This window comes from Faecalibacterium hattorii (assembly GCF_003287455.1).
Classification (GTDB): domain Bacteria; phylum Bacillota; class Clostridia; order Oscillospirales; family Ruminococcaceae; genus Faecalibacterium; species Faecalibacterium hattorii.
Map to the genome: position 1 here is coordinate 117,086 of NZ_PRLC01000007.1, position 15,385 is coordinate 132,470.

Annotated in this window: 15 protein-coding genes and 1 pseudogene; 8 read left to right on the forward strand and 8 right to left on the reverse strand. The window is 55.5% G+C overall.

Annotated elements, in window-relative coordinates:
- Window positions 1-76: 76 nt before the first annotated feature.
- The 8 genes from C4N23_RS06560 to C4N23_RS06595 all read right to left on the reverse strand — a co-directional run bounded on the left by C4N23_RS06560 (window position 77) and on the right by C4N23_RS06595 (window position 8,010).
- Complete coding sequence (locus C4N23_RS06560; RefSeq protein ID WP_112144926.1) at window positions 77-1,372, reverse strand: DUF1015 domain-containing protein; 1,296 nt, start codon at window positions 1,370-1,372, stop codon at window positions 77-79.
- A gap of 37 nt (window positions 1,373-1,409) precedes the next feature.
- Complete coding sequence (locus tag C4N23_RS06565; protein WP_112144928.1) at window positions 1,410-2,531, reverse strand: putative glycoside hydrolase; 1,122 nt, start codon at window positions 2,529-2,531, stop codon at window positions 1,410-1,412.
- Window positions 2,532-2,556: 25 nt separating this feature from the next.
- On the reverse strand, window positions 2,557-3,165 hold the full coding sequence (locus C4N23_RS06570) for an Rnf-Nqr domain containing protein (RefSeq protein WP_055191922.1): 609 nt from the start codon (window positions 3,163-3,165) through the stop codon (window positions 2,557-2,559).
- Window positions 3,162-3,893, reverse strand: coding sequence for an Rnf-Nqr domain containing protein (locus C4N23_RS06575; RefSeq protein ID WP_055191920.1), 732 nt, complete (start codon window positions 3,891-3,893; stop codon window positions 3,162-3,164). Before C4N23_RS06575 ends, C4N23_RS06570 begins: the two co-directional genes overlap by 4 nt.
- The gene (locus tag C4N23_RS06580; protein WP_112144930.1) at window positions 3,890-4,894 is read right to left on the reverse strand and encodes an RnfABCDGE type electron transport complex subunit D; all 1,005 of its coding nucleotides are present in this window, start codon (window positions 4,892-4,894) and stop codon (window positions 3,890-3,892) included. Before C4N23_RS06580 ends, C4N23_RS06575 begins: the two co-directional genes overlap by 4 nt.
- 13 nt (window positions 4,895-4,907) lie before the next feature.
- Entirely contained in the window at window positions 4,908-5,558 is a 651-nt protein-coding gene (rpe, locus tag C4N23_RS06585; protein ID WP_112144932.1) for a ribulose-phosphate 3-epimerase, read from the reverse strand.
- Window positions 5,559-5,800: 242 nt separating this feature from the next.
- Window positions 5,801-7,315, reverse strand: a complete 1,515-nt coding sequence (locus C4N23_RS06590; protein ID WP_112144934.1) for a sensor histidine kinase — start codon at window positions 7,313-7,315, stop codon at window positions 5,801-5,803.
- A complete protein-coding gene (locus C4N23_RS06595) occupies window positions 7,315-8,010 on the reverse strand; it encodes a response regulator transcription factor (RefSeq protein ID WP_055191911.1) in 696 nt (231 codons plus the stop codon). The genes C4N23_RS06590 and C4N23_RS06595 overlap by 1 nt, the downstream gene beginning before the upstream one ends.
- Window positions 8,011-8,386: 376 nt before the next feature.
- Between C4N23_RS06595 and C4N23_RS06600 the strand changes: the two genes are divergently transcribed.
- The 8 genes and pseudogenes from C4N23_RS06600 to C4N23_RS06635 form a co-directional block, all read left to right on the forward strand.
- Entirely contained in the window at window positions 8,387-9,277 is an 891-nt protein-coding gene (locus C4N23_RS06600) for a Fic family protein (RefSeq protein ID WP_112144936.1), read from the forward strand.
- A 481-nt stretch (window positions 9,278-9,758) separates the two neighbouring features.
- On the forward strand, window positions 9,759-10,934 hold the full coding sequence (locus C4N23_RS06605) for a DUF6017 domain-containing protein (RefSeq protein ID WP_483423399.1): 1,176 nt from the start codon (window positions 9,759-9,761) through the stop codon (window positions 10,932-10,934).
- Between the two features lie 22 nt (window positions 10,935-10,956).
- Window positions 10,957-11,169: a DUF5348 domain-containing protein gene (locus C4N23_RS06610; protein WP_112144940.1), complete on the forward strand. Its 213-nt coding sequence runs from the start codon at window positions 10,957-10,959 to the stop codon at window positions 11,167-11,169.
- Between the two features lie 95 nt (window positions 11,170-11,264).
- A complete protein-coding gene (locus tag C4N23_RS06615; protein ID WP_112144942.1) occupies window positions 11,265-11,741 on the forward strand; it encodes a PcfB family protein in 477 nt (158 codons plus the stop codon).
- The gene (locus C4N23_RS06620) at window positions 11,738-13,519 is read left to right on the forward strand and encodes a VirD4-like conjugal transfer protein, CD1115 family (RefSeq protein ID WP_112144944.1); all 1,782 of its coding nucleotides are present in this window, start codon (window positions 11,738-11,740) and stop codon (window positions 13,517-13,519) included. Before C4N23_RS06615 ends, C4N23_RS06620 begins: the two co-directional genes overlap by 4 nt.
- On the forward strand, window positions 13,516-13,737 hold the full coding sequence (locus C4N23_RS06625; protein ID WP_112144946.1) for a ribosome biogenesis protein: 222 nt from the start codon (window positions 13,516-13,518) through the stop codon (window positions 13,735-13,737). The genes C4N23_RS06620 and C4N23_RS06625 overlap by 4 nt, the downstream gene beginning before the upstream one ends.
- A gap of 148 nt (window positions 13,738-13,885) precedes the next feature.
- Window positions 13,886-14,014 (forward strand): annotated as a pseudogene (locus C4N23_RS06630) (Maff2 family mobile element protein); the annotation flags it as partial.
- A gap of 717 nt (window positions 14,015-14,731) precedes the next feature.
- A partial coding sequence (locus C4N23_RS06635; protein WP_242983744.1) for a reverse transcriptase domain-containing protein occupies window positions 14,732-15,385 on the forward strand: 654 nt, incomplete at its 3' end.

A 15,385-nucleotide genomic window follows, 5' to 3' on the forward strand; every position in this document is an offset into this window, starting at 1 on the left:
GTTCTCCTGTATCAATAAAATGTTTCCCTCTTTGCCAGAGGCTCCCCCTGCTGGGGGAGCTGGCATTTCGTAACGTTTATTCTTTGATCTTACGGCACTCGATGTAGTACCGCTTTTCCTCCGCATGGCCCATGCTGAAGGTCTTGCGGGGCAGCACGCCGCCCATCACGATGCCCTTGAACAGGTCGCTCTTTTCAAAGGGCGGCAGCAGGAAGGCCACGCCGCCCTGCTGTTTGCACAGGGCACGGACGGCGGGCTCGTCGTGGACGTAATCCACGCGGGCCTCGATGTGGCGGGCCATAAAGTATTCGATGAAGGTGTCGATGGTGCCGACGGTCAGGGGCGCAATGGGGCGCTCGAAGCTGAGCACGTTGGCAATGTGGGGGCCCGCCAGCGTAAAGGACTGCTGCTTGGCATCGCCGAAGCAGATGCCCGCGTTGTTGGAGTCGCTCCACGCGATGAGGGCCAGCAGCACCGCGCCGCAGTCCACATTGAACAGCACGCGGTGGATGGGCTCGATTTCAATGGCCGGGGAGTGGATGTTGCACACCTCGGCAAGGCACCACCGGGCCGGGTGGTGTTCCCGCTGCTCCGGGGTCAGGGTGGGCTTCAGCTCCTCCCAGCAGGCCTTGGCGGAAGCCAGCGAGTGATTGCCATCGCCGACGGCCAGCGTCAGCGGCGCGGCCCCCTTGGCCTCCGGGTATTTGGCGTCAAAGGCTTTCTGACTGCCCAGTTGCTGCAAGGCGGCGTCGATCTGGGCCAGCAGCGCCGGGTCCTCCACGGCCCAGCCCGCAATGTGGCCGCCGCCCAGCATCAGTTCGCCCTCGTAGACTTTGCGCAGCTGCGCCTTTTTCTCACCGATGGGCTCGATGAGGGTGCAGTCCGGGTCGTCGGCCAGCATCATGATGTGGGGCGTTTCGAGGCTGGCCCCCCGCCGGACGGCCATCCGGGGCGGGATGCGGCTCTCCACCGTGTGCTCGCTGGGGCGGATGTCCGCCTTGGCGCCCTCGGCGTAGCTGTAGGCTTCGAGGTCGATCTTGCCCACGAGGCCCTGCCGCACCCGGCCGCTCTGCTCGGTGCGCTCCACGTAGATGAAGCCGTCCACAGCGCGGGTCAGCACCGACTGGGTGTATTCGTCCATGGCCGCATGGATCGTTTCGATCTTCCGGGGGACATCCTCGTCTTCCAGATACACTTCCGGCAGGATCAGGTTCAGCGCACTGGGTGAACCTGCCGCTGCCCATTCCGCCTTTTCCCAATAGGAGCGGTCGCTGGTGAACTGGTCACAGGCCACGCAGCCCCACTGCTCCAGTTTGATCTGCTCCGACGGCAGCAGGATATGTGCCGGGGAAAAGCAGGATGTTTTTTTCATATCACATTCCTCCCTCTCATGAAAGGGTTTCGCAGGTTCATTCAAAAATTCCAGCCGTCGGGTCCCACACGACGACATGTTCCGCACCCGCCTCGGTCTGGCTCTGGATAAGAGCGGTGTGCTCCTCGTCGGCCATGGTGGAAGCCGAGGGCACCCGCACCAGCAGGTTCTTCACGCCCAGCTCCACCGCCGGGACGCCCAGCGTCGGGGAGGTGCCGGTCACCTCGGCCAGTGTATAGCTGTACCAGAGGGTCACGCTGCCGCCGAAACGCTGTTCCCACGCGGTGATGTCTGCCGTCAGCTGGTCGGCGCGGCCCACACCGTTGGTGGAGCCGTAGTCCTGCTTGCTGCTGGTAGAGGAGGGGAACTGGACATTTTCCAGCACGATCTGGTCAAAGCCCGCCGTGTGCAGCTCGTCGATGAGGTCGCCAATGTACTGCACCGCCTCGGCGGCATAGGGGTTCAGCCACGGATTACCGCCAGCGGACGCCTTGTTGTCCAGCCAGAGGTACTCCTGATTCTTATACCGGATGGCCATGGCGTGATCCACGCGGGCACCGGCAGGGTCCCGGAAGGCGGCAAGCTTCGCCACCGGGATCAGGCCCTCGTCCTTGAAGATGGAGGCCACCTTGGCCGGGTCCACCGTCACGCCGGCAGGGCTGGCCGCTGCGGCGGGCACCTGCGAAGCGTAATAGACGGCACCGGCGGCATCCTTCAGGGTGACGACCGCGTACTTTGCGCCCTGCGCAGCGAGCTGCTGGGCTGCGGCGCGGATGGCGGCATCATCGGTCAGGGTCGTGAGGTCGGCCTCTGCCCAAGCGCCCTCCACGATGGCGGTGCCGTCCACAGCGGGGGTCACCACCTCCGGCTGGGCCTCCGAAGAAGCTGCCGGTTCCTCCGCCACGGACGACGCCGTGCTCTCGGCTGCCGACGAAGCGCTCCCGCCCGCCGGGGAGGAGGCGGAAAGATCCCGGTTGCGCACGACGGTGTACCACGTATGGGTCGCCCAGTCCAGCACATGCGGCGCGGCCACCCATGCAGCGGCCAGCACCACGAGGACCAGCACCGCGATGCCAATGCCCTTTTTCACCCGCATCTCGCGGCTGTAAAAGCTGCGCCGGTAGCGCTTGACCTTCTGGCGTTTTGGATATTTTGCCATAATGAACCACCCTCCCTTGGGGTCTTTACAAGATCACGGAATGGCCGGTAAAGCCATAGATGGCCAGCGCCAGCACACCGATGTAGATCAGCGTGATGGGCAAGCCGCGAAACGCTTCCGGGATGGCCCGGCTGCGCAGACGATTCTGGGCTTCCGTCACCAGCATGACGGCCAGCAGATAGCCGAGGCCGCTGCCAAGGCCGAAGCCGATGGACTGTTCCAGCGTAAAGCTCTGGGTGCGCTCGACCAGAACGGTGCCCAGCACGCCGCTGTTCACGGCGGCGATGGGCAGGATGCGGATGAGCTGGCCGCTGCGCGGGCCCTTGGCCAGCTTCAGGACCACCAGCTCAAACAGGCAGACCACCGCGATGCACGCAAGGTACACCACCGGGCGAAGCTGGGCGCGGTTGGGCAGCGGGGCGAGGAGGCGGCCCGCATAAAAGGCCAGCGGAGCCACCAGTACCTGCGTGATGCAGAGCATCAGCGCGAACCACCAGCTGCTGGTCCGCTTGTCGCCGACCAGTTGGACAAGGCGGGAAACGCCGAGGCCGCGGGTGAAGATGGCATTCTGGGCAAAGATGGCCAGCACCGCGTAGCTGAAGAACACGCCCACAAGATGCAGCACTTCGCTCATTCTTTCTCCTCCTTCCCGCTCTCTTGGCTCTGGGGATGCACGGCCAGATAGCCGCGCGCCTCATTTTTCAGGTATTCGCGCTGTTTGCGGGCCAGCGCACGCCAGACGGCGCACACCACGCCCAGCACGATGAAGCCGCCCGCCGGCATACTGGCCATGGGCAGGATGGAGCGGCTCAGCTCCACGCCGAACACGGTGCCGAAGGCCAGCCACTCGCGGACGCAGCCAAGGATCAGCAGGAGCAGCGCGTAGCCCAGCGTGATGCGCAGACCTTTCGAGACAGCCTTATGCATGGACTCCTGCACCCGGCCAAACCGGTAGGTCAGCAGCGGCTCCACCACCAGCATGGGCAGGTAGACGCCCATCGTCAGCAAGTCGGTGCCGAACAGCATGTTCAGGATGGGGTAGGCGGCGAGGTAGACCACCGCCGCACTGCCGCTGTACACAAAGGCACGGGGCAGCAGCTTCTTTTCCAGCTCCTCCGGCTCCGGGCGCTCGTCCCGCAGCGGGCACAGGCGGCTCAGAAGGCACGCCAGCATCCGGGAAGGCGTCAGCAGCAGAGCCACGGCCACCGCCAGCATCGCGGCGTTTTTGCCCGAAGTGGCAAGGACCACCAGCGGAGCCAGACCCATGCCCTGCATCACGACAGGGTTGTTTTTGAAAATGCGGTCATGGTGCGCGAACTTTTCAGGGTCGCGCGCGATCGCTTCGGCAATATGACGTCTCATTCCGCATCCTCCTTCCGGTTCAGCAGCCGATAGAGGCGGGTCTCGGTGCGGTCCAGCCAGCCGGAAATGCTGTTGACCGTAAGCAGCGCAAAGCAGACGCCCGTATCATAGACGCCGAAATAGCGGAACCCCATGGTCGCGGCACCCACCAGCACGCCGTACAGGATGCGGCCGATGCGGTGGTGGGCGCAGGTGTAGGGCTCGTTGAGCAGGAACACCGCGCTGAAGAGCATCGCGCCGGTCAGCAGCTCGTCCCGCACACACTGCAAACGGGAGAGCAGACCTGCCGCGAAAGAGGCGTCCATCAAACCCACCTGACGGGGGAAGAAGAAGGCAATGAGGGCGCTCGTCACCAAGAAACTGACGGTCGCGCTCAGGCGGGTATCCTTCTGCAGCCAGAGGAAGAACCCGCACGCCAAGATCACCAGCGCAGCACCGGTGCCCATGGGGGCGGCGTACTCGCCCAGCCCCAGCGACAGGGAGCCGATGTTCAGGATGCCGCCGCTGCGCAGAGTCTGGGAGACGGTGTCAGACACCGGCACACCGGGAGCGTCCCACAGCGGGATGTTCGTGTAGGGCTGCGGGTAGCGGAACACCTGTTCCGGCCACGACACCGCCGCCACCGTGTAGCCGACAGCCGCCGGATTGAAAGGATAGCTGCCGTAGCCGCCGAAGACCTCCTTGCCGATAAGGACACCGGCCAGCACGGCGGCGATGAGGACGTACCAGTCCACCGTCACCGGCATCAGCAGCGCGATGAGGAGGGCAAAGCTCTCGTTGGAGCAGTCCTTGGGTTGGTAGACGCGGCGGCGGAGCAGCGACACCAGACGGTCGCAGAGGTTACCGGTCAGCAGGGCCGCGCCGCAGAGCAGCAGCGGCCGCAGCCCGTACAGAAAGCAGGACACGCACAGCAGCGGCACCACCATCCAGCAGAGGTGCTTGTAGTAATGGCCGGTCTTGGCCAGCTCCCGCTCCTGCGCACGGATCAAAGTTTCATCCATGGTGCGGCTCCTCTCACAGAGCGGCCAGACGGCGCACAGCGGCCGCCGGGTCGGCTGCGCCGAAGACGGCGCTGCCCGCCACGAGGATGTCGGCCCCCGCTTCCACGCAGAGGGGCGCGGTGGTGTCGTCCACACCGCCGTCCACTTCCAGCAGGAAGTGAGCGTTGCGCTTGGCCCGCTCTTCCCGCAGCCAGCGCAGCTTTTCCAGCGCCGAGGGCATGAACTTCTGCCCGCCAAAACCCGGCTCCACGCTCATCACCAGCACAAGGTCCAGCTGGTCGAGGTAGGGGCTGAGCGCCTCCGGGGCGGTGCCCGGCTTGATGGTCAGGCCCACCTTGCAGCCCTGCGCCTTGATGGCGTCGATGGTGGCTTGGATGTCGTCCTCGCATTCGAGGTGGAAGTTCTGCAAGGTGGCACCGGCCTTGGCGAAGGGTTCCGCGTAGGCCAGCGGATGACTGATCATCAGGTGGACATCGTAGAAGGCGGCGGGCATCCCCTTGTGGAGGCTTTTCAGCACCGGCACGCCGAAGCTGATGTTCGGCACAAAGTGGCCGTCCATCACGTCGTAGTGCAGCATCTGCGCTCCGGCGTCCAGAACCATCTGGCAGTCGGCACCCAGCTTGGTAAAATCAGCCGAAAGGATCGAAGGACTTACAATCGTCATATTCGTTTGTACTCTCCGTTATTTTTACGAAAAATTTTGCTATTTGGCCCGGTTCTGTCGCTCCTGTGCAGACAGAATTCAGGGTAGACATAGCTATTTTTATTTTACATGAAAACACGCAAAAAATCAAACCCACAGCCGTGTTTTTCACGGAAAAGACGCAAAAATCCATTTCACGGCCCCGGCAATACAAAAAGCAGCCAAGCCGCTCCCGGATGCGGAGCAGCCTGACTGCGCAGATTTTAATCCACCGGTTTCATGCTGGCGGGGTCTTCCACCGGCACCGGGCGGCCCGATTCGTCCGGCAGACGCTTGATCTCACCGGGGTTGGGCGGGCAGGTGGGCAGGGTGAAGACGAACTGGCACCACTCGCCCTGCTGGCTCTCGACCCGGATCTGGCCGCCGGACAGGTTGACCAGCACCTTGCAGATATTCAGGCCGAGGCCCGCGCCCCGCGCATGGAGCCCGCGGGACTTGTCTTCCTTATAGAAGCGCTGGAACACATGGGGCAGCGCCTCCGGGCTGATGCCCTGCCCGGAGTTCCAGATGGAAACTTCCACCTCCGGGCCCAGCTTCTCGACCTTGAACTTAATGGTCCCGCCCGCCGGGGTGAACTTGATGGCGTTATCCAGCAGGTTGTACGCGACCTGATGGATCAGATCCGGGTCGGCGTAGACGAGAACTTTCTCGTCCATGGTCAGGCCCTCCAGCTCGATCATGCCGTCGTTGATCCGCTGCTCGGCCGAAAGAGCCACGCCGGTCAGGGTCTCCCAGATGTTGAACATCCGGGCGTTGACCTGATACTCGCCGCTCTCCAGCTTGGACAGATCCAGCATGTTCTGGATCAGCCGGGCAAGGCGGCCCGTCTCCTCCGAGACGAGCTGCAAATAGTGGTTCTGCATATCGGGCGGGATGGTCCCGTCCAGAATGCCGTCGATGAAGCCCTTGATGGTGGTCATCGGGGTGCGCAGCTCGTGGGCGATGTTTCCCATGAACTGCCCACGGGAGTTGTCGTTGGACTGGATGTTCTCCGCCATCCGGTTGAAGGTGTTGGCCAGATCGGCCACCTCGCCTTCGCCCTCCACGCCCTCGACCCGGACGGAGAAATCGCCCCCGCCGAACCGCTGGGCCGCATCGGTGATCTTCTGGAGCGGGTCGGTGAGCCGCCGCATCAGGAAGGAGGTCACCACGCTGGCGCAGAGCAGCATGATGCAGGCCGAGAAGAAGAAGTTCGACCCGAACTCTTGCTTGAAGGCCGTCAGCCGTGCGCCGGAGGAGCAGAGGAACAGATACCCGCTGCACACGCCCTGCGCATCCCGCGTCTGCCGGACGGAGACGTAGCTCTTTTCGGTCAGCACGCCGTCCAGCGTGCTCAGCACATGGTAGGGCTTATCCTCCCCCACCTTGGCTATCAGCTCTTCGGGCACCGTCTCCTTGGCCAGCAGCTCCGGATTGGACGTGATGAGAACGCTGCCGTCCTCATCGGTGAAAAAGAGGTAGGCCTCCGCGCTCTCGCCGATGATCACCAGCTTGTCGCTCAGTGCGGCCAGCTCGTCGCCGCCGGGCAGCGCCGCCTGCTGCACCACGTAGTCCGCCGCCCGCTGGGTGACCTCGGCCACGCTGTCCAGCGCCTCGTAGCGCTCCTGCGCGAAATAGCGGTTGAACAGGACCCATTCCGAGAATCCCATCACCGCCGTGCCCAGCACCAGAAGGGTCGCCACCATCGAAAAGAAGGTGACGGAAATACTTTTGCGCATTACTGACGCACCTCGAACTTATAGCCCACGCCCCAGACGGTCTTCAGCTCCCACTTGTCGGAAGCGCCGGACAGCTTCTCGCGCAGACGCTTGACGTGGACATCGATGGTGCGGCTGTCGCCGTAATACTCGAAGCCCCAGACCTCGTCCAGAAGCTGATCGCGGGTGTAGACCCGGTTGGGGTGAGATGCCAGACAGTTGAGCAGCTCCAGCTCCTTGGGGGGAGCCTCCACCACCTTGCCCTTGACCCGCAGCTCGTAGCTGTTCATATCCAGCCGGAGGTTGTCGAACTCGATGACGCCCTCTTTCGTCTCGGTCTGGGTGGAAGCGGTGCAGCGGCGCAGCACCGCCTTGATACGGGCCACGACCTCTTTTGCATCGAAGGGCTTGACCATATAATCGTCGGCGCCCAGTTCAAGGCCCAGCACCTTATCGAAGGTCTCGCCCTTGGCCGTCAGCATCATGACGGGGGTGTTGCCCAGCTTGCGGATACGGCGGCAGACTTCCAGACCGTCCATCTTGGGCATCATCACATCCAGCAGCACCATGTCGGGCTTGACCTGATTGAACTTGTCCAGCCCCTCTTCGCCGTCGTTGGCGATGGTGACCTGATAGCCCTCCTTGGTCAGATAGAGCCGCAGCAGCTCGCAGATATTCACGTCGTCATCCACGACAAGGATCTTTTCGTTTGCCATGAGTGTTCCTCCTGTATCTCGACTCGTTCGTCGTTTGTGATCGTCTCTTAAAAAGCGTCCCACGCACCGGGACGGCTGTTTTCAATGAATGCCTATCTTCTATTATACGGAACAGTTATGACAAAATAAAGAAGGTTTTGTATGATTTTTCACATTTCTGGTGCCAAAAAAGCGGCACCAACATGGTTTTGTTCCGTCTTCTTCCTCAAAATTATGGCCGCTCATGGATCAAGAAAAGATTTCTCTTTCCATCAGCGGCCATTCTTTTTTACCAGATTATTCGCAACTTTTTATCGGCAAAATTCAATTTTACGCATTTCAAAATTTGATTTCTTGCCGATAAAATGGTATAATTATTTTACTGGGAGGTGTTTATATGAAGTATCTTTCTGTCGCTGATACGGCAAAATCATGGAATGTTTCAGAGCGCACTGTCCGCAACTACTGTGCTACCGGCAAGATTCCGGGGGCAGTCCTTATCGGCAAGACATGGAACATTCCGCAGGATGCAGAGCGTCCAGAACGTATCAACAAAAAGCAACAAGCACCTCGTACTCTGCTTACTGTTTTACAGGATGAAATGGCCGGACATGTCAAAGGTGGTATCTACCACAAAATCCAGATCGACCTTACCTATAACTCCAATCATATTGAGGGTAGCCGCCTGACCCATGACCAGACACGGTATATCTACGAAACCAACACCATCGGCATGGAGAACGGTGTTATCAATGTAGATGATGTAGTCGAAACAGCCAATCACTTCAAGTGCATCGATATGGTCATCCGAGATGCCAAGAAGCCCATCAGCGAAGCTCTGATCAAAAAGCTGCACTTCACCCTAAAAAGCGGCACCAGCGATTCCCGCAAGGACTGGTTCGCCGTTGGCGAATACAAAAAACTTCCGAACGAAGTCGGTGGCAGAAGCACCACTGCGCCAGAACTGGTTGCCCCACAGATGAAAGAGCTCTTATCTGCGTACAATCAAAATTCTGCCAAGTCGCTGGAAGACCTGCTGGAATTTCACTATTCCTTTGAATCCATCCATCCGTTCCAAGATGGAAATGGCCGTGTCGGGCGGCTGTTGCTCTTCAAGGAGTGTCTGCGGAACAACATCGTGCCATTCATTATTACGGATGACCTCAAAATGTTCTACTATCGGGGGCTCCATGAGTGGAAGTCGGAGCAAGGATATCTGCTGGATACCTGCCTGACCGCGCAGGATCAGTTCAAAGCGGTCATGGATTATTTCCGGATCCCCTACTGACACTTTTGCAAAACGAACCCACCGAAGCTTTTTCTACCTCTTGCGCTCCCTTCCCGCTTTGCGTATAATGATAGATGTATTGTTATGTTCTGGACCCTCTCCGTCACGGCCCTGCCGTGCCGCCTCTCCCGAAGGGCGAGGTCTGAGTGGTTTTATAGATCGAGAACGTGTAAGGAGCGTATTTGATATGAAATTAGGTATCGTAATTCAGCAGCCTATTTTCATATCTCCTTATATCTCTATGTAACCCCGCAAACCTGCATGGTTACTGCATTTCTCAAAATCGCAACTCTATAAAGAAGCACATAATTTCATATACTTTAATGCAATTTGGGCGTAGAAATGGGCGTAGATTGAGTAATCGAAATCAGAGTCCAACGCACATTTAATCAGCAGTTGCTACATTTTACGGTTTCTACGGTTGCTTCCCAAATGGCATTTTAACCCAACGCGAAAATTGAAGATACGTTATTGCAACCGCATGAGCGGCGTTTCTCAAATCCCTTGCCGGGAGAAAAGGAACGCCGCTTTTTTCATGCCCTCATGTTACGCAATAGGGACGAAAAACGCCTTGATTTACGCGGCTTCCAGAGTGCAAAACGAGCAAGGTAAAGGAAAGATACCTTTCCCCTTAAAATCGTCGTTCTACTGCGTAACAAATCCACAGCAAAGGAGTGATGAAGCTATGGCAGTTTTCCGCGTGGAACGCAACAAGGGCTACACCGTAATGAGCAACCACCATCTACGCAACAAGGAACTTTCCCTAAAAGCGAAAGGGCTTTTGTCGCAGATGTTATCCCTGCCGGAAGATTGGGACTACACCCTTGCAGGGCTGTCCCATATCAACCGGGAAAGTATCGACGCGATCCGCACCGCCGTATGGGAGCTGGAAAAAGCCGGATATATCACAAGGCGGCAGGGACGCGACGCAAAGGGCAAAATGGCAGCGATTGAGTACACCATCTACGAGCAGCCACAGCCCCCGTTATTGGAAAACCCGATGTTGGAAAATCCAACTACGGATAGCCCGATGTTGGAAAATCCGACGACGGAAAATCCAATGCAATTAAATAAAGATATACAAAGAACTGACTTACCAAAAAAAGATAAATCAAATACGGATTTATCAATTACCCATTCCATTCCTATCCTTTCCCCTAACCCCTCTCCTTTTGAGGACGACGCGGCAGAGCCGCAGGAAAGGAAGCGAAAGGAAACGGAAATGCAGAGTGCATTTGAGATTTACAAGGAAATCATCAAAGAGAATATCAGCTATGATCTTCTCAAACAGGATATGCCCTACGATTGTGACAGGTTAGATGAAATCGTTGATCTCATTCTTGAAACGGTCTGCACCCGAAGAAAAACAATCCGTATTGCCGGGGACGATTATCCCGCCGAGCTTGTAAAAGCAAAGTTTATGAAGCTGGACAGCGAACATATCCGCTTTGTCCTTGACTGTATGCAGAAGAACACAACGAAAATCCGCAATATCAAGCAGTATTTACGGGCGGTGCTGTTCAATGCCCCGTCTACCATCGACAACTATTACACTTCCCTTGTCGCTCACGATATGGCAAGCGGCGCACTTGCACCGAGAAAACCGAAGTTTGGCGACCCCGATTATTATTCCTGCAACGAAAACGAAAGCCTGTAAAAACCAAAAGGAGGACGATTATATGAAACAGGGAGCTTTGATTTTCGATGAACTGACTGACCGTTACGAGATTCGCTTTGACCTTGCCGATTACTACGGCGGCTTGCATTGCGGCGACTGCTTGGAGGTATTCACGGGCGGCAAGTGGAAGCCTACCCGCATGGAATACGGGGACAACTGGTATCTTGTGGGTATTCGCGCCGAAGATTTGAACGGGCTGCGGGTGCGGATTTAAGCGGGGCGACGTGAAGAACGGACGCCCTGTTTTTATGCCCAGAAGCGGCGTACCACCCTAACATTTTTACGATTACCGGGAAAGGAGGACGGTAAATGCAAGATGAAGTAAACGAAAAAGTGGTTGCTTTATCCATTAAGACCTCAAAGCTGACCGCCGAAGTGCTGCAAAAAGCCATGAAAGCGGTTTTAGCCAAAGGCAAACAGCAACTTTCCAAAGCCCCGCATGGAAAAATCACTATGCGGCAGCTTATGAAACCGGGCGAAAAGGTAACGAATATCGAAATCACAGACGCAAATATTAAAGCCTTTGACCCTATCGCAAAGAAAAACGGGCTTGATTACAACGTCAAGCGGATAGAAAACGGGAAACCACCTACTTACCTTGTTTCCTTTCGCGGCAAGGATATTGACGTTATGACAGAAGCGTTTCGGGAGTTTTCCGCAAAGAAGCTCTCACGGGAGCAAAAGCCATCTATCCGTAAAGCGTTGGCGGCGTTCCGGGAAGCAGCGAAGCAGCTTAACGCAAACCGTCAAAAGACAAAACACAAAGACAGGGGGATTGAGTTATGAAGCCGGAAATTAAGAAACTGCTTATTCTCAACGCCCCGTATCTGATCTTTGTATATCTCTTTGATAAAGTCGGACAGGCGGCGCGGCTTGCCCCCGGCGCAGATATGAGCGCAAAGCTCCTGTCTATCGGGGACGGATTTGCCGCCGCTTTTTCAAACGCGCTGCCGAGCTTACACCCCATTGACCTGTTGATCGGGATTGCAGGCGCGGCAATTATCCGGCTTGCCGTTTATGTGAAAGGCAAGAACGCGAAGAAATACCGCAAGGGCATGGAGTACGGTTCTGCCCGATGGGGAAAAGCCGAGGACATTAAGCCATACATTGACCCGGATTTTCAAAACAATGTGCTGCTCACACAGACGGAACGGCTGACGATGAACAGCCGCCCGAAGCAGCCGAAATACGCAAGGAATAAAAATATCCTTGTAATCGGCGGTTCGGGTAGCGGCAAGACGAGATTTTTCGTCAAACCAAACCTTATGCAAATGCACAGCAGCTACGTTGTAACCGACCCGAAAGGCACCGTTTTAATTGAGTGCGGGAAGCTCTTGCAGCGCGGCGGGTATAAGATAAAAGTGCTGAACACCATCAATTTTCAGAAATCCATGCGTTACAATCCCTTTGTGTATATCCGCAGCGAGAAAGACATTTTGAAGCTGGTAAATACCATTATCGCAAATACCAAAGGCGACGGGGAGAAATCCGGCGAGGATTTTTGGGTAAAATCGGAACGGCTCTTTTATTGCGCTCTGATCGGCTATATCTACTACGAAGCCCCAGAAGCGGAAAAGAATTTTACGACGCTGCTTGAAATGATAAATGCGTCGGAAGCCCGTGAGGACGACCCCGAATTTCAAAGCCCGGTTGACCTCATGTTTGAACGGCTGGAAGAAAAAGACCCGGAACATTTTGCGGTGCGCCAGTACAAAAAATTCCTGCTCTCGGCGGGGAAAACACGCAGTTCGATACTTATTTCTTGTGGCGCGAGATTGGCACCTTTTGACATACGGGAATTGCGCGAGTTGATGGAAACCGACGAAATGGAGCTTGATACCATAGGCGACAGAAAGACCGCCCTTTTCGTTATCATCTCTGATACGGACGACACCTTTAATTTTGTGGTATCAATCCTTTACACGCAGCTTTTCAACCTGTTATGCGACAAAGCCGATGATGTGTACGGCGGGCGGCTTCCCGTTCATGTGCGCTGCTTATTGGACGAGTTCGCCAACATCGGACAAATCCCGAAGTTTGAAAAGCTCATTGCCACGATCCGCAGCCGGGAAATCTCCGCTTCTATCATTCTGCAAAGCCAATCGCAGCTAAAAGCAATTTACAAGGACAATGCCGATACCATTGTCGGCAACTGCGACACGACCCTTTTCCTCGGCGGCAAGGAAAAAACCACCCTCAAAGAAATATCGGAAATCTTGGGGAAAGAAACGATTGACAGCTTTAACACCTCGGAAACACGGGGACGGGAGCTGTCCCACGGTCTAAACTTTCAAAAGCTCGGCAAAGAGCTTATGACGCAGGACGAAATCGCCGTAATGGACGGTGGAAAATGTATCTTGCAGCTACGCGGAGTGCGTCCGTTTTTCTCGGATAAGTACGATATTACAAAGCACCCGAATTACAAGTATCTTTCCGATTATGACAAGAAAAACGCCTTTGACATGGAAAAGCACTTGCGCCGCCGCCCTGTGCTTGTAAAGCCCGATGAAACTTTTGACTGTTATGAGATCGACACAGCCGATTTACAGGAGGACTCGCCATGAACCGACGTATCAGAAAGAAAAAAGAAAAGCAGCGGCAAGAAATGATAAACCATCTTGCGGCGGCATTGGTAGAACTCAAAGAAACTGTTGACGCGGCAGAAAAGGCATATTGGCGGCAATGGGCAGAAGAAAGCACGCGGCAGTTTGTAGAAACTGTTTTCCGCCATTGTGAACGCAAATACGGAAGAAAGGAGGGATTGACGCAATCCAGTGTGTAAATATGGGCTATGAGATACGCGCCCCTACCTGTAAGCAATATATCTCTTTCCTCATGCGGTAGCCGAAAAGACTACCGCTATTTTTTTGCCCGAAACACAACACAATCATATTTTTATCGCCGCACAATGCGGCAGAAAGTGAGGTAATATGGAATTTTTCAATCAGGCGGTTACTGTACTGCAAACCCTCGTTATCGCGCTCGGTGCTGGTCTTGGTATCTGGGGCGTGATTAACTTGCTCGAAGGGTACGGGAACGATAACCGTGCGATGCGTTCCTGACTGAAAAGGTCAGGCACAAGTTGAAGGACTAAAGAAGTCCAGAATCTTGGAGAACTGATATTTCGATGGATGAAATGAGGGAGTAACGTCCCGAAGCGTCCACACTGATACTCCGACTGGCATAGGCGCGCAACCGCCGATTGTCAGAAGCTCGGTGAAGTCGGCAGAAAGATGTCGTAGTTCTGGCCGCAAGGTCAGAGCCGAAAGCTGTCCAGAGGTGGACGGTGCATCGGATATGCCGGGTGTCAGCCGCCCATGGTTAGTATGTATGGAAATACTGACGAACTTCTGAATGTACAAGTCTAAACGTTGATACCATCGAAATGGTGGTACTCCTTATATGGAGGTATTCGTGGATGAGTAAGAATGGTTGTTATGAAAGTCCATGTGCCGTTACAGGCGGCACGATTCGGAAAGAATTGAATACAGGCTTAGAGGAAGAACCTAAAGGTGGCCCATGATAGAAATATCGGAACGCAGGAAGCTGAAAACATTTAGCCTGTTGCAAGGCTGTGAGATGGTGGATGGGAATACCTTCGTGAGAGGGCAATAACCATTCTTTGTTTCAGTGAAAGTAGTGGCGTAGTACCTGTGAAACCGTGAAAAAGTAAGCGGTGGAGGGAAGGCCACAAGTCGAATTCAGTGAAAGTAACATCAAGATACAACAAACACAGCTTCGAGTAAGACTAAGAAAATCCAACCCGAAAGGAGAGGATGCCTGTGTTGACTTCGGAGCGGCGAGAAAAGAAGCAAGGAAAAATCCGAAACTCGGAATACTACGGCATGGAATCCATCTTTGATACGTTGTATGCGGAAAGCAGGAATGGCAAAACATTCAATCACCTCATGGCAATCATTGAGAGTGAAGAAAACATTAAACTGGCATACCGAACTATCAAAAGGAACCATGGAAGTAAAACGCCGGGTGTAGATAAGAAGACAATACGAAATCTCGCAAAATTAAGCGAGGATGAGTATGTCCGCCTTGTAAAGAAGAAATTCAGTAATTACCATCCTCGCCCAGTAAGGCGTGAGGAAATACCAAAGGATAATGGGAAAACCAGACCACTGGGGATTCCGGCAATCTCAGACCGTATCGTGCAGCAATGTATATTGCAAGTCATGGAGCCAATCTGCGAAGCGAAGTTCAGTGAAAATTCTAACGGATTTCGCCCAAATCGCTCCGCCGAAACTGCCATTGCACAGTGTTGCAGGTTGATTCAGGTACAACACCTGTACCATGTAGTAGACCTTGACATTAAAGGCTTCTTCGACAATATCAATCACACAAAGCTGATACGGCAAATATGGTCACTTGGTATTCGGGATAAGAAACTGCTGTGCATTATAAAACAGATGCTAAAAGCC